The 14883-nt window shown below is 30.6% G+C and carries 14 protein-coding genes, 1 pseudogene and 1 riboswitch; of the genes and pseudogenes, 6 read left to right on the forward strand and 9 right to left on the reverse strand.

Annotated elements, in window-relative coordinates:
- Window positions 1-146 precede the first annotated feature (146 nt).
- The 3 genes from LFT63_RS03675 to LFT63_RS03685 form a co-directional block, all read right to left on the reverse strand.
- On the reverse strand, window positions 147-806 hold the full coding sequence (locus tag LFT63_RS03675; protein WP_017637701.1) for a potassium channel family protein: 660 nt from the start codon (window positions 804-806) through the stop codon (window positions 147-149).
- A gap of 117 nt (window positions 807-923) precedes the next feature.
- The gene (locus LFT63_RS03680; RefSeq protein WP_017637702.1) at window positions 924-1940 is read right to left on the reverse strand and encodes a cytochrome d ubiquinol oxidase subunit II; all 1017 of its coding nucleotides are present in this window, start codon (window positions 1938-1940) and stop codon (window positions 924-926) included.
- A complete protein-coding gene (locus LFT63_RS03685) occupies window positions 1937-3292 on the reverse strand; it encodes a cytochrome ubiquinol oxidase subunit I (RefSeq protein WP_029055531.1) in 1356 nt (451 codons plus the stop codon). Before LFT63_RS03685 ends, LFT63_RS03680 begins: the two co-directional genes overlap by 4 nt.
- A gap of 199 nt (window positions 3293-3491) precedes the next feature.
- Between LFT63_RS03685 and LFT63_RS03690 the strand changes: the two genes are divergently transcribed.
- Window positions 3492-3722 carry a glutaredoxin family protein gene (locus tag LFT63_RS03690; protein WP_017637704.1) on the forward strand — a complete coding sequence of 77 codons (231 nt, stop codon included), beginning with the start codon at window positions 3492-3494 and terminating at the stop codon, window positions 3720-3722.
- Between the two features lie 67 nt (window positions 3723-3789).
- On the opposite strand, the gene ptsP is transcribed toward LFT63_RS03690, so the two are convergent.
- The 5 genes from ptsP to auxA form a co-directional block, all read right to left on the reverse strand.
- Window positions 3790-5508: a phosphoenolpyruvate--protein phosphotransferase gene (ptsP, locus tag LFT63_RS03695; protein WP_017637705.1), complete on the reverse strand. Its 1719-nt coding sequence runs from the start codon at window positions 5506-5508 to the stop codon at window positions 3790-3792.
- Between the two features lies 1 nt (window position 5509).
- Window positions 5510-5776, reverse strand: a complete 267-nt coding sequence (locus LFT63_RS03700) for a phosphocarrier protein HPr (RefSeq protein WP_017637706.1) — start codon at window positions 5774-5776, stop codon at window positions 5510-5512.
- Window positions 5777-5931: 155 nt separating this feature from the next.
- On the reverse strand, window positions 5932-6474 hold the full coding sequence (locus LFT63_RS03705; RefSeq protein ID WP_046466549.1) for a hypothetical protein: 543 nt from the start codon (window positions 6472-6474) through the stop codon (window positions 5932-5934).
- A gap of 58 nt (window positions 6475-6532) precedes the next feature.
- On the reverse strand, window positions 6533-7705 hold the full coding sequence (locus LFT63_RS03710) for a class I SAM-dependent rRNA methyltransferase (RefSeq protein ID WP_029055533.1): 1173 nt from the start codon (window positions 7703-7705) through the stop codon (window positions 6533-6535).
- Between the two features lie 270 nt (window positions 7706-7975).
- The gene (gene auxA, locus LFT63_RS03715) at window positions 7976-9274 is read right to left on the reverse strand and encodes a lipoteichoic acid stability factor AuxA (protein WP_029055534.1); all 1299 of its coding nucleotides are present in this window, start codon (window positions 9272-9274) and stop codon (window positions 7976-7978) included.
- Between the two features lie 154 nt (window positions 9275-9428).
- On the opposite strand from auxA, the gene graF reads away from it, so the two are divergent.
- The 5 genes and pseudogenes from graF to LFT63_RS03740 all read left to right on the forward strand — a co-directional run.
- Window positions 9429-9563, forward strand: coding sequence for a glycopeptide resistance-associated protein GraF (gene graF, locus LFT63_RS03720; RefSeq protein WP_017637048.1), 135 nt, complete (start codon window positions 9429-9431; stop codon window positions 9561-9563).
- Between the two features lie 275 nt (window positions 9564-9838).
- A riboswitch (TPP riboswitch) is annotated at window positions 9839-9940 on the forward strand.
- A gap of 87 nt (window positions 9941-10027) precedes the next feature.
- Window positions 10028-10603 carry an ECF transporter S component gene (locus tag LFT63_RS03725; RefSeq protein WP_029055535.1) on the forward strand — a complete coding sequence of 192 codons (576 nt, stop codon included), beginning with the start codon at window positions 10028-10030 and terminating at the stop codon, window positions 10601-10603.
- Between the two features lie 12 nt (window positions 10604-10615).
- The gene (locus tag LFT63_RS03730; protein WP_340767991.1) at window positions 10616-12019 is read left to right on the forward strand and encodes an ABC transporter ATP-binding protein; all 1404 of its coding nucleotides are present in this window, start codon (window positions 10616-10618) and stop codon (window positions 12017-12019) included.
- Window positions 12012-12818, forward strand: coding sequence for an energy-coupling factor transporter transmembrane component T family protein (locus LFT63_RS03735; protein ID WP_017637045.1), 807 nt, complete (start codon window positions 12012-12014; stop codon window positions 12816-12818). Before LFT63_RS03730 ends, LFT63_RS03735 begins: the two co-directional genes overlap by 8 nt.
- Before the next feature lie 475 nt (window positions 12819-13293).
- Window positions 13294-13655: pseudogene (locus LFT63_RS03740) on the forward strand (hypothetical protein); the annotation flags it as partial.
- Here LFT63_RS03740 and purD read toward each other — a convergent pair.
- Window positions 13619-14857 carry a phosphoribosylamine--glycine ligase gene (gene purD / locus LFT63_RS03745; protein ID WP_340767994.1) on the reverse strand — a complete coding sequence of 413 codons (1239 nt, stop codon included), beginning with the start codon at window positions 14855-14857 and terminating at the stop codon, window positions 13619-13621. The pseudogene LFT63_RS03740 and the gene purD sit on opposite strands and share 37 nt — an antisense overlap.
- Window positions 14858-14883: the final 26 nt, after the last annotated feature.

Raw genomic sequence — 14883 nt, forward strand, 5'->3', positions numbered from 1 at the left:
TCCTTCGATAATTTCACTTATGGGAGTTTTTGTATTGGAAAAATAAAATATTAGAACACAAAAATACACTCAGATGAATTGAAATTAATCTACTTCATCTGAGTGCTAGAATTGTAGGGTATATCCCTACTTATTACTAATATTATTTATTTAACGATATTCTTTTCAAAGCGACCTAAATCATTATCGTGTCCAATCATAATCAGTATATCCCCGATTTCAATACTTAAATATGGATCAGGTGAAACTATAAACTGCTTACCTCTTTTAATAGCAATAATATTAATTCCATATTGAGCACGGATATCTAAGTCTATGATAGTTTGTCCAGTCATTTTTTCTGTAGCTTTTAATTCAACGATTGAATGTTCATCTGCTAATTCTAAATAATCTAATACACTGGCACTTGCAACATTATGTGCAATACGTCTTCCCATATCACGTTCTGGATGTACAACAGTATCTGCCCCTATTTTATTTAATATTTTGGCATGATAATCATTTTGTGCTTTGGCTGTAACCTTTTTTACACCTAATTCTTTTAAAATAAGTGTAGTTAAGGTACTAGATTGAATATTTTCACCAATTGCCACAATAACATGATCAAAGTTTCTTATACCTAAACTTTTCATTACTGCTTCATCTGTTGTATCTGCAACAACTGCATGTGTTGCAATATCGCTATATTCATTGACTCTATTTTCATCACTATCAATAGCCATAACATCCATATCTAAGGCGTTAAGTTCACGAACAATACTGCCACCGAAACGACCTAAACCAATTACAACGTATTCCTTTTCCATAATTGTCCTCCGTAATATATACACATTTAAATAACAACGGCTAAATCAATCCTTACTAATGTAACACTTTAAAAATTGATTCAATACCGTTGTTATATATTGATAAACTTTTATAAATTATTTTTTGCCCTCAACATAATCTTTATCGAAAACAAATAATCTCAATAATAATATTAACGATGGAACTAATAAAAGTAAACCTAAAATAAATGCTATTACAAGTGCTAGACCCATTTCATCATTGACATGGGAACTTGAAATTTTCACAAATGGTTGTAATAAATATGGCAATTTACTGATACCATATCCGAAAAAGGCAAATAACATCTGTAGAATAACCATAATAAATGCCAAGCCATGATTTTTCTTAAATATTGTTAATGCACCAGCAATTAAGAAAAATATAAAACTAATAACAAACATCCACCAATAGTTAAAGACAGCATTATTAAAATGATATGAATTTTGAACTCTTAGTGATAAAAAGACAAATAATGAAATAATCATCATTGGTGGTCCCCAAAATATATGCCAACGTCTCATTAAATCGTATGCTGGTTTATCATTCGCTTTATTAGCATAAAACGTTAGGAATCCTGAAGATATATAAAGTACAGATATAATGGCTAAAAATACTACGGACCATGCGAAAGGACTTAATAACAATTGAACCCATTCCAAATCAACATGATTACCAACTTCTTTTATGTAGCCACCTTCTGAAATCGTTAATCCAGTCGCTAATGCAGCCGGAATCAACAAACCTGTTAAACCATATAAGACAATCCATGGTAATTTAGTATCTTGACCATAATTTTCAAATGCGTAAAAACTATTTCTAATTGAAATCAATATCGTTCCAAGTGAACCGGGAACAAGTAGCACTGTTCCTAAATACTTAACAGAATCCGGAAAGAAACCGACGAAACCGACAAAGAAAAATACAAAAAATACGTTGGTTACTTCCCAAACTGGACTTAAATATCTTTCAATAAGGTGATTAATTTTCTTTTCATCACCAGTAATTTTAGAGTGGAGTGCAAAGAATCCTGCACCAAAATCAATTGAGGCTACGATGATATAGCAAAATAAAAATATCCATAACACTGTAATACCTATATATGAATACATCATTTGCTATCACCTCTTTCTTTAATTACTCGATCAACATCATTGATTGCCGGTTTATTTTTAAACATTCTTAGTAAAACATAAGCTGAAGTTACTAAAAGTACTAAATATAATAAACCAAATAGTATTGTTACTAACGTAATGCCTCCAGCTTGTGTTGCAGCTTGTGAAACTCTTAAATAACCTCTTACAATCCATGGTTGGCGTCCCATTTCAGTTAAGAACCAACCAAACTCTATAGCTAACATAGAAGCTGGTCCAGTTAATAAAATACCGTATAACATAGCTTTATGAGTTGTAAACTTACGTAATTTTTTAATGATTAAAAATAACATATATATTCCAGAAACAATAAAACAAAATACACCCATAGATACCATTAAATCAAAGAAATAATGAACGATTAATGGTGGTAATTCATTTTTAGGAAAATCATTAAGTCCTTTTACTGTTGTTTTCGTATTATTATCAGCTAAAAAACTTAACATTCCAGGTATTTCAATAGCACCAGATACTTCTTTTGTTTTGTCGTTTAATACACCAAAAAATACTAAATTGGCATGTGACTGCGTATCAAAATGCCATTCATAAGCTGCTAATTTTTCAGGTTGTACTTTGTGCAAGAATTTTGCAGACATGTCCCCTGCTAACATAGATAATAATGTTGATATAAAACCAACAATCATAGTCATTTTTAAAGATTTTAAATGATATGTTTTATCTTCTGGGTGACGATTTTTTAATAACTTAAACGCTGCAATTGCTGCAAGAACGAATGCCATTGTCATACCTGCTGTCGCAACGACGTGAAATGATCTTACAATAAATGATGAATTAAACATTGCTTCTAATGGTTGAACATTCACCATTCGACCATTCTTCATTTCAAAGCCAGCAGGTGTATTCATAAATGAGTTAACTGACGTTATAAAAAATGCTGAGAACGACCCACCGATAATCACAGGTAAACCAATGAAAAAGTGAATCCATTTATTTTTGAATCTATCCCATGTATAAAGATAAATACTTAGGAAAATTGCTTCAAAGAAGAAAGCAAATGTTTCCATAAATAATGGTAAGGCTATGACATGACCACCCATTTTCATAAATGTCGGCCAAACAAGCGACAGTTGTAAACCAATAATTGTACCCGTTACAACACCAACTGCAACAGTTATTGTATAACCTTTTGACCATCTTCTTGCTAATGCTATATAATTCGCATCATTATTACGTATACCAAGAAATTCTGCAATAACAAACATTAATGGCATACCAACACCGATTGTTGCAAATATGATATGTACTGCTAATGTCATACCTGTAAGCAATCGGCTTATTTCTACTGAATCCATATATAATCACCTTGTACTTATAATTTTAAATATTTTACAATGCTTAAAATTATAAATCTTCTGTATCACAAACAAAATACATCTGCTTACAATTTTGATATAAAATTTATTAAAAGACACACAATGTTCACACCATTGATATTTTAAGAATTTATCTATAAGATAAGTCTATACAAATTTAAGAGAAAGGAAATTTTCGATGTCACAGATAACATTATATACTCAAGACGATTGTCCACCTTGTACATTTGTTAAAAATCATCTAAAAGCAAATAATGTTGATTTTATAGAAAAAAACATTAAAAATAATCAATATCGTATTGAAATGATGGATTATGATGCATTTGCTACCCCATTTATATTGTTAGATAACCAACCTATGTATCAAGTTGATATGGATAAAATTAATGATGCTTTTAATATTAAATAATCTTGAATGAACAAACAAAAAAGCAACTAGAGCAAAATTAATTGCCCTAGTTGCTTTTTAATATATATTATTTTGAAATGTTATTAACTAATTCGATAACTTCCTCTTGTGTAGCACAATCAATAGCTCGATTTGCTAATTCTGACATTTCGTTTTGGCTTAAGCCATTAATTTGTCTTCTAGCTTTAAGAATAGATGTAGGACTCATTGAGAACTCGTCTAATCCTAAACCTAATAATAATGGCACTGCAGTTGCGTCTCCTGCCATTTCACCACACATACCTGTCCATTTACCTTCTTTGTGAGAAGCTTCAATAACTTGTTTAACTAAACGTAAAATTGAAGGGTTGTATGGTTGGTATAAGTAAGATACACGTTCTGACATACGATCTGCAGCTAATGTGTATTGAATTAAATCATTTGTACCGATACTAAAGAAATCAACTTCTTTAGCAAATACATCAGCTAAAGCTGCAGTTGCTGGAATTTCAACCATGATACCAATTTCAATGTCATCAGATACATCATAACCTTCGTTTTGAAGATTTTCTTTTTCTTCTAATAACATAGCTTTAGCATCACGGAATTCTTTGATAGTTGCAACCATTGGGAACATAATATTTAATTTACCATAAACAGAGGCACGTAATAACGCGCGTAATTGTGGTCTGAAAATATCGGGTTGTGCTAAGCAAAGACGTATCGCTCTGTAACCTAAGAATGGATTCATTTCATCAGGTAAGTCTAAGTAAGGTAATTCTTTATCGCCACCAATATCTAATGTACGAACAACGACACGTTTACCTTCCATAGTTTCTAATACTTTTTTATAAGCTTCGAATTGTTCTTCTTCAGTAGGTAATTGATCTCTACCCATGTATAAGAACTCAGTACGATATAATCCAACACCTTGTGCACCATTTTCAATTACACCTGGTAAATCATTTGGTGTACCGATGTTAGCTGCTAATTCAGCATGAACACCATCTACAGATACAGTATCTGCATCACGTAATTTTTGTAATTCTTGTTTATCTTCAAAGAAACGTTCACGTTTATTTTGATAAGCAATTACTTCATCTTCTGTAGGGTCGATAATAACATCACCTGTTAAACCATCGACAATAATCATATCACCTTGTTTCACTTCTTTAGTGATTGATTTTGTACCTACAACAGCAGCGATTTCTAAAGAACGACTCATAATTGCTGAGTGGCTTGTTCTGCCACCAATATTCGTAACAAAACCTTGAACGAATTCTTTGTTTAATTGTGCTGTATCAGAAGGTGTTAAGTCATTACCAATAATAACAACACTTTCATCAATCATACTTGGGTTTGGTAATTCAACACCAAGAATATGTGCTAAAACACGTTTAGAAACGTCTCTAATATCAGCAGCACGTTCTTTCATATATTCATTATCCATAGATTCAAAAATAGTAATAAATTGAGTAGTAACCTCATTTAATGCTGTCGCAGCATTAACTTTATCATTTTTAATTTTATCTTGGATTGGTTGAATTAATTCTGGATCATCTAAAACAAGTAAATGTGCATCAAAAATAGCTGCTTTATCAGCGCCTAATTGAACTTCTGCATTATTTCTTATTTTAGTTAATTCAATTTTAGATGCTTCGATAGCGTTATTGAATTTGCTAGTTTCACCTTCAACATCAGTGATTGTTTCACTGCTGTCAAAAGTTAAGTCTGGCTCAACTATTAAGTATGCTTTAGCGATTGCTACACCGTCAGATGCCGCAATACCATTAATTAATTTAGACATATTACTTAGTTAAACCTTCTTTTGATAAGACATCACTGATTGATTCAATTGCTTCTGTTTCGTCGCTACCGTCAGCATAAATTGTAATTTCAGCATCTTTACCAACACCTAAACTCATAACACCCATAATTGATTTTAAGTTAACTTTTTTACCGTTGTATTCTAATTGAATATCTGAATCAAATTTTGAAGCTGTTTGTACCAACATTGTTGCTGGGCGAGCGTGAATTCCTGTTTCGTCGATAATTACATATGATTTTTGTTCCATAAATTTATTTCTCCTTCTATAAGTTAGAATCTTCAATATACTTACAATCTAACATAATTTTTTATACTTTAACTTTACCAAAACCAATAGTTAAATTCAATTTCTTTAAAACCGGTTTCAGTATATTTCTACAAAATTATAACAATTTATAGTCTTTAAAGTAAATCTTTGACGACTTTTTCACATTTTTCAATGTGATCCTGGCCTAATTTTTTCATGAAATAATAACTAATTGACGCTGAAACTGCTTGTCCAACAAATGGGAACCATTTCGTTTGTTTAGCAGCTGTTCTTTTAGCAACATCTCTGATAACTACTTTCATCAACGCATTAGTCAATTTTTTACCAATGAATTGACTACCTTGAATAGCTGCTGCTGACATAATACGTTCTCTAACATCATCGCTTAATGAATTAACTTGTTTATGATCTAATCCATAGATTTTGTTTACATCGCTTATGATATCTCTCATTAATTTGATATCAACACCAAAATCTAAACCTGGAATAGGTACAACACTCATACCAGATGATAATATAGATTTCTTTTTAACGAGTTTTTCCGCTGATTCTCGTCTATCTTGTAATTCACTTTGAGTTACTGGTAAATTACTTTTTTCTTTAATTTCTTCAATATTTAAAACTCTGTTACCAACAGTATTAGTAACTTTGTTAGTCACTTTATTTCTAATACTCATCTTATTCCCCTTCCCAGATTCATATTTCATTAAGACTATATACCCAGTTTATAAATATTTAATGCACAATATTAACGAAAATCGCTTTTAAATATTTTGAAGGTTTGTAGTGAGGATGTGTTTTAAAGTCTTTAGGTAATCCCATAACTTCTTTAATTTCATATTCAACTTCAGCATTATCTAAAGTCGTTTTAATTACATTTTTAAATGCTTTAAGTGAAAATACACTAGAATTCGTACATAACAATAATGTTCCCTTTTCAGATAAGATGTCTAAAGCACCGTCAATTAATTTATCGTAATCTTTTTGAACAGAAAATGTTTTTTTCTTGTTACGTGCAAAACTTGGTGGATCTATAACGATTGTGTCATATTGATGACCATGTCTTTTGGCATAATTGTAAAAATCAAATGTATCCATAACATAAATATATTCAGATTTAGGGTCCATCGCATTTAGTCCAAAGTTTTCCTCTGTTAATCCTCTTGAACGATTAGCTAAATCTACACTTGTTGTTGATAAAGCATTTTGTGCAGCTACCACAGAAAATGCACCAGTATAACTAAACACGTTTAAAATATGACGTCCCTCAGAAAATTGGTCACGTAATTTTTTCCTTACTTCTTTTTGATCTAGGAATATACCAGTCATTAATCCATCTTCTAAGTCAACATTATAAAATGTGAAATTTTCCTCTATAACAATTGGGAATGTCTGACGTTCTCCTTCAACAAATCCACCAGTATACTCTGTATCTTTGAAACGCATTTTTTCGTAGATAGATTGATACTCAAATGTTGATTTTATTGCTTCTAAAATATAGTAACGGTACTTATAAATTCCTTTTGAATACCATTGTATTAACAAGTTCCCATCATAATTATCAATTGTTAATCCTCCGACACCATCGCCTTCAGCATTAAATAATCTAAAAGCATTTGTTCCATCAATATGGTAATAATATTCTCTTTCAGTCAATGCCTGTTCGAATAGTCTTTTGAAAAAAGCAGTATTAATATCTTCAGAAGGATTATAACTTAACACCCATCCTAAACCTTTATGTTGTCGACCTACATAAGCGGTTGCGATATATTGCTCCCTACCATCTACTAATTTGAATAAATCCCCCTCTTTCAGGTGATCATGTGCATAAATATCATCTTCGTCTATTAGTGGATATTGATTATGGTATTTTGTTTCTTTTCCTCTATTTAAAGTTGCTATTTTCATATACTTAACTTACCTCTCTTTTAATATATTTCTACGGGAAATTAATTTAAATTCACAATCAAGCCTTATACTTTAATTTTTATAAGCTAACAAGTAAATATTTTAATTCAATCGCTATTTTAACAAATTTTTCATCTTACTCCTATTTTCTAACAAAAAAAGAGCGGTATCACAATTCAATCTTTAATAAGAAGGAACTGTAACCCGCTCAAAAATACGTATTATTATTGTTAACGATACATATCTATTTCATGCATAACTTCAATTGTATTATTTTGGTTTATCTCTTAATTGCAATGAGTATGCAATTATGATTGCAATTAACATTAGTAATAGCGTCGGTGTAATAAACACTGATAATAATAATCCATGAACCATAATATTCATAAATTCGGTTAATAATTTGAAGAATAAAATGCTTCCCATAAATAATTGAAGATAATAGAATTTACCTCTTAAGAAATAAGTTAATGTTGTCGCAATATATACAATGATAATAAATAACAGCAATAACAATGTTACCCATTCAATCACATATTGTGTTTGAGATAATTCCCATTCACCTGATAAGAATAAGGCGTTTCTGTTGTTAAATTCTAAAAATGTAAAGAAGAAAATAACTACACCGCAGAATATTTCAACATACATTGGTTTAATCCATTTAGGTTTTCTCATCCAATTTGGAATATCATCTTCCTGGATATCAACAATATTTTTAACTTTTTCTTTAAACTTATCTCTTTTAGTTCTAATTTTTTCTAAATCGACACTTCTTCTAGTATTACGTGCATATTCTGTTGTCTTATCTTGAAGTTGTTTTAAGTGAACTTTAGTTTGATTTGAAACGTTACCTTTACTTGTTCTTGATAATTCTGGTTCTTCTTCCCCTAATTCTTGTTTCGTTAGCGGTAAAGCTCGTCTTAAGAATAAGAAGTTCCAAATAGACATTTGTCCTAATAACCACATGATGATAAAGAATGTATTCACACTTAAAATATCAATAGATTCAATTTCATTAGAGTCAATACGACCATGCAATGCAATTTGTGTAATAAGATAGCTGATACCATATGATACGATTATCCACATATAGTGACTTTTTCGATTATTACTATTTAATTCATCTTTATAAACGATATAACCGATATGAATGATGAATGGAATAATAAATACGATACCGAAGAAACCATATACTTGCATCATTAGAATTAAAGTTATTAGGAAATACATAATCCCTATAACTAAGAAGAAAATAGAAATATCATAGTCATACTTAATTGTTCTAAATAATGTATGACCGAGTAACATAACTAAGATACCAAATAAAATAATGATAATGGCACTTATTATTGGGAAGCTCCCTATAAATCTACTCATCACTTTTATGATTTCAGCGAAAAATGCATTCAGGAATTCCCATATATTATGTACATGAGTATTTACCTTCTTATCACCATTTAATTGTTTAATAAGTGGTAAATTGATTAATATAATGAGTCCTGTGAAAAGTGAAACGATACCGATAATATAACTAAATATAATCTCGGTGTGTTTCTTAAGAAAAGACATACTATTCACCTCAAAAGTTATTATATATGAAGAACTTCTTCTTGTCTTTAATAAATCACTAAATACATCTATAGACCTAGAAAAGTTTAATATTAGCATAACTGGGTAAAAGTAGTATGTAAACAAATAAAACACAATTAGGGGTGGATTTATTATGAGTAACGAAGAATTAAATAAAAAATCAGCTGAAAAAGCAAAAGAAGCAGAAGAAAAATTAAAAGAGCAAAAAGAAAATAAATCTGATGATATTGAGCAAACTAAAAAAGATATCGACGATGCATTAAACTAATAGTTGACTAAATTTTAATTATACAGATAGGCACGTGTAGTGAATTAAAAATAAAGCTATGTAGATAGGTTATACTATTTACATAGTTTTTTTATTTTGATAAATTAATTTGAAATACCCTTTCTTTTAAAATTATTGTTCTAAAATCTTCATTTTTCTTGAATTGTATTTGTTGTCTAAAAGTATATTAAATTAACATCAATTTATACTTTTATATTCTATACCGCCTTGACATTCTTCACGAAAAAACTTACATTAAAGACAAATTAAATTAATGAACGCACTAGGGGTGTTTTGAACTGAGATGAGGTTAACCCTCAAACCCTTTGAACCTGATCTAGCTAGATACTAGCGTAGGAAAGTGTAACTAACAGAAGATATAAACGTATGTTTAGACATATTCTTATGTTTTGCGCACAACTTTCCTAGAGAAGGTTGTGCGTTTTTTTAGGAGGATGTTTTTTATGTCAAAAGGTTTAAAACTTTCTGAGATACTAGTGACAGTGCTTATCTCTGTTATTTTTGCAATCATTTATAATTTATGGTGGTTGTTTTACAATGTTGCTCAAGTTGCTGGCTTACATCTTGAACAATTAACGTATGGCGTTTGGTTTATGGCTGCAGTAGTTTGTTATTTAATTATACCTAAACCAGGTATCGCCTTACTCGCTGAATTTGCAGCTGGTGCTGGTGAAACAATTGTTATGGGGAAATTTGATATTCCGACAATCGTATATGCACTTTTACAAGGTTTAGCATGCGAAATTGTATTCGCTATCTTTAAATATCAATCTCGTTCAGTTATGGTTGCTATTTTAGCTGGATTGGTTACAGCACTTATTTCATTCCCTGTCGATTACTATTACGGTTATTTAAACGAAGTTGCCGGTTGGAATTTAATTTTATTTATTGTTTTTCGTGCACTTAGTGGCATCATTTTATCTGGTTTACTTTCTTACTTATTAGTAAAAGCATTGGATCAAACTGGTGTAACTAAATTATTTAGACCCGCATCTAAAGATGACTACGATTCATTATAAGGGGATTTTAAAGTGCTAAAAGTTACAAATTTACGTTTGAAGTACCCAAATGGTCACCGAAAAATATTCGATGATCTTAATTTAGAAATTAAAGACAAAGAAAAAGTATTATTGCTCGGCCCTTCTGGTTCTGGTAAAAGTACACTACTCCATGTATTAAGTGGCATCGTACCAAAATTAATTGAATTACCTATGAAATATGACACTTTAGAAATCAATGACCATAATGGCGTTATTTTTCAAGATCCAGATACACAATTTTGTATGCCTAAAGTTTATGAAGAATTAGCTTTTGTATTAGAGAATAGACAACTTCCTAGAAAAGATATGGATGAAGCTATTGAAAATGCATTAAACTCAGTAAACTTAAATGTAAATGAAACAACACAAATTAATCATCTAAGTGGCGGCATGAAACAAAAACTAGCAATTGTAGAAACAATTTTGCAACAAGCTGATACCCTATTTTTAGATGAACCTACTGCTATGTTAGATGTAGAAGCTACAGAAGATTTATGGCAGCGACTAATAGACCTATGGCAAGATCAAATGGTTCTGATTGTAGAACATAAAGTAGAACATATTTGGCAACATGTAGATAGAGTCCTATTGATGAACTATGAAGGTCAAATTATCGCTGATGGTAGTCCAGAACATATTTTACAACATTTTGAACATCTGCTAAGTGAATATGGAGTATGGCATCCTAAAGCATGGAATTATGCCCCAGAACCGAAAAAAATAACGCCATCTACACAACAACAATTATTTAAATTTAATGATGGAGAAATACTTCGTAGTAAGAAAACTTTATTTAAAGTAGACCAATTATCAATAAATTCTGGGGAATGGATTACAATTACTGGAAAAAATGGTACTGGTAAAACGTCTTTATTAGAGTCAATATTACAGTTAATTAAATACAAAGGTATAATGACATACCAAAATCAAGAATTACGTAAAATCAAAGATGCATCCCAACATATGTATCTTGTATATCAAAATCCAGAACTACAATTTATTACTAATTCAGTATATGAAGAAATTTTTATTCATTATAATCATTTAGATTCAACTCATGCAGATGAGAAAACATTACAACTATTAGAATTGCTTAATTTAACTAATGTAAAAAATCAACACCCTTATGAAATTTCAATGGGACAAAAACGTCGATTAAGCGTTGCAACAGCGTTAAGTTCTGATGCAGACATCATCTTACTTGATGAGCCTACATTTGGATTAGATAGCCATAATACTTTCCAATTAATCGAACTGTTTCAAGAAAGAGTTTCTAAAGGACAAAGCATTATTATGGTAACGCACGACCCTGAAATCATTAAGCGCTATCCAACTAGGAGATGGGCGATTAATAATAAGCAATTAACAGAGATTGAAGGTGAACAACATGTTTGAACACTGGAAAATCCGACATACCTTCGTAGATGATGTTAATATTATTACCAAACTTATATTAGGTGTTCTGTTATTTTTCTTTATTATTTTTATTCATAACTTTGATTTCATGATATATATCGTAACACTTATGTTCATTTTTTTAATTATATTTAATGGAACTGAATTTAAAATAACTGGTACTTTTATATTAGTAACTACATTCTTTGCCTTACTATCATCATTATTTATGATTTTATACGGTGATGGAAATCACATATTGTTTAAATTTGGAATTATTCAAATTAGTACAGAAAGTATTGTTCGCGGTATTCATTTATCACTTCGTACGATTACAGTATCTATGTTTGGTATTCTAATTGCATTAACTTCACAAGTTGTTATGATTTTTTATAGTTTAATGCAACATTTAAAAGTCAAACCTAAAGTAGCATATGCATTTATGGCTGCAATAAGAATGATTCCATTAATTATTAGTTCATTAATTCAATTAAGACGTTCTTTAAAAATGAGATACCAAATTATCGATAAATCAAATTATCGAGGATTTAAACGATTAAAACATTTAATTATTCCATTATTAAGTCAGAATATTAGACGTGCCCATCAATTATCTGTTGCAATGGAATCTAAAGGATTTAAAGATGGGCCTAGAACATATTACTATAGAGCACCTTTCTCATATAAAGATCTTATATTTATATTGAGTTTATTAGTCATCATTGGGCTATCTTATTATTTATCTACTACATTTCCTATCACAGGCATTCATGATGTTCGTATAGGTAAATTAGAATAATTTATTTTATCCATTCAATTCACATAAAAAAGTAACTAGGCTGGGAAATAACTCCCAAAATAATAGCACTAAGGTGATCTATTTTAATCATCTTAGTGCTTTCTTTATATCCAATACTTCGTATTGTATGGCTACGCTATGCCCAACTTGCTTTGCTTGTAGAAACTGATTTAATCAGTTTCTCTGTGTTGGGTCCCTTCCGATGGTACAGTTTCAGCCAGAAATTCTACACAGATAAATCTGTGGGAATTTCTAAGGTCTTCAACTTGTACTGTTCCCTCAGGAGTCTTGCCATAAATACTACGTATTTATATGTAATTTTACGCTAATATACTCAAAAAACTCTTTCGTATAATTTAGTAAACACAACTAAACTTAATTAACGAAGAGTCTTCTGTATAAAGACTAAAACAAGACTCAACTTACATTACCAATGGGAACTTCAATTATTATTCCCACACATGAGTCTAATTAATTGGTAATCATAGATGAATTTAATCAAACATCATTGATAACTTATGGCATGTTTATTAAAGGTAAAGCTAAAAATATAAAAGTTACATGTTTAATACTCAAAATTGGGACTATAACGAAAGTAATCTATAGTCAAAGGAAAATAGATGTAGAACCATTTTTTGGATTAATGTAGTAGCTCAACGAGCTGAAAATAATCAAAATAACAATGAAAAAGGTAATTTCTATATTATTTCAATAGAAATTACCTTTTTTCATTTGTCCAAGAACTTTATGTCCCGGACCTTTTTTGCATTTTATAAACTGTTAATCAGAGTACGGTGTCATTACTTTAGTGCTTTATTACCAATATCGTTTCTATAGAATAAATTATCACTATTAATTTTTTCAACATTTTTATAGGCTTCTTGTTGTGCTTTAGCTAAATTGTCTCCTTGTCCTATAGCTAATATGACACGACCTCCTGAATTAACGTATTGATTATTTTCTTTTTTCAAGCCACTTACATAATAGTTCTGATTCAATTCGAATCCACTTACTTTATGCCCTTTTTCATAATGACCTGGGTAGCCTTTAGAGGCTAACATCACACCAACTACAGATTCATCTTTCCATTCTAAATGAATCTCGTCACCTTTATCTAGAGCGATGATATGATCCATCAAATCACTTTTCATACGTGTTAATAATACTTGTGCTTCTGGATCGCCAAATCTTGCATTAAATTCAATGACTTTTGGTCCATCTTCGGTAAGAATAGCTCCGATATATAACAAACCGAAGAAATGATAACCTTCTTCAGCCATTGCATTAGCAATAGGTTGAGCTATTTCATCATTCGTTCTTTTTAGTATATCTTGGTTAATATGTGGTACTGGACAATATGCACCCATACCACCCGTATTAGGTCCTTCGTCATTATCATATGCACGCTTATGATCTTGCGCAATACAATCAAAAGGTATAGCTCTTTTACCATTAACAAAGGTCATGACTGAGAACTCTTCACCTTCTAAGAACTCCTCAAATACTACTGTACCAGAGTCCTCACTAAACATTTGATTCACAGCTTCTTTAGCATCATTTCGATTGGTAGCTATAACTACCCCTTTACCAGCTGCTAAACCATCTTTTTTAATCACAATTGGTAAATCGCAATGATTAACATATGTTAATGCCTCGTCTTTATTATCAATTTCTCTATATTGAGCTGTTGGAATATGATATTTATCCATAATTCTCTTTGCAAAAGACTTAGATCCTTCTATTTGAGCAGCATCACTATTAGGCCCAAATACTTTAATTTGATGTTCTCTTAATAAATCAGGCAGACCATCAATCAGTGGTTGTTCAGGCCCAATCACGACCCATTCAATTTGATGTTGAGTTACAAATTCTAAAATATCTTCATTATCATTTTCCTTAATATCTGTATGAATTTGTGCAACATTTACCATAGCTTCATTACCAGGTATAACATGCACCTGATCAACTAATGGAGATTGATTTAATTTATTTGCTAATACATGTTCACGACCACCAGCACCTATAACGAGTACGTTCATGAATTTACTCCCTTCATGTTTTAACT

It is taken from the genome of Staphylococcus sp. FSL H8-0121, assembly GCF_038008425.1.
Taxonomy (GTDB): Bacteria; Bacillota; Bacilli; order Staphylococcales; family Staphylococcaceae; genus Staphylococcus; species Staphylococcus pasteuri.

Bases quoted from the DNA above. Each gene is read 5' to 3' on its own strand.
- LFT63_RS03675 (WP_017637701.1), bottom strand. From the start codon at position 806: ATGGAAAAGGAATACGTTGTAATTGGTTTAGGTCGTTTCGGTGGCAGT.
- LFT63_RS03680 (WP_017637702.1), bottom strand. From the start codon at position 1,940: ATGATGTATTCATATATAGGTATTACAGTGTTATGGATATTTTTATTT.
- LFT63_RS03685 (WP_029055531.1), bottom strand. From the start codon at position 3,292: ATGGATTCAGTAGAAATAAGCCGATTGCTTACAGGTATGACATTAGCA.
- LFT63_RS03690 (WP_017637704.1), top strand. From the start codon at position 3,492: ATGTCACAGATAACATTATATACTCAAGACGATTGTCCACCTTGTACA.
- ptsP (WP_017637705.1), bottom strand. From the start codon at position 5,508: ATGTCTAAATTAATTAATGGTATTGCGGCATCTGACGGTGTAGCAATC.
- LFT63_RS03700 (WP_017637706.1), bottom strand. From the start codon at position 5,776: ATGGAACAAAAATCATATGTAATTATCGACGAAACAGGAATTCACGCT.
- LFT63_RS03705 (WP_046466549.1), bottom strand. From the start codon at position 6,474: ATGAGTATTAGAAATAAAGTGACTAACAAAGTTACTAATACTGTTGGT.
- LFT63_RS03710 (WP_029055533.1), bottom strand. From the start codon at position 7,705: ATGAAAATAGCAACTTTAAATAGAGGAAAAGAAACAAAATACCATAAT.
- auxA (WP_029055534.1), bottom strand. From the start codon at position 9,274: ATGTCTTTTCTTAAGAAACACACCGAGATTATATTTAGTTATATTATC.
- graF (WP_017637048.1), top strand. From the start codon at position 9,429: ATGAGTAACGAAGAATTAAATAAAAAATCAGCTGAAAAAGCAAAAGAA.
- LFT63_RS03725 (WP_029055535.1), top strand. From the start codon at position 10,028: ATGTCAAAAGGTTTAAAACTTTCTGAGATACTAGTGACAGTGCTTATC.
- LFT63_RS03735 (WP_017637045.1), top strand. From the start codon at position 12,012: ATGTTTGAACACTGGAAAATCCGACATACCTTCGTAGATGATGTTAAT.
- purD (WP_340767994.1), bottom strand. From the start codon at position 14,857: ATGAACGTACTCGTTATAGGTGCTGGTGGTCGTGAACATGTATTAGCA.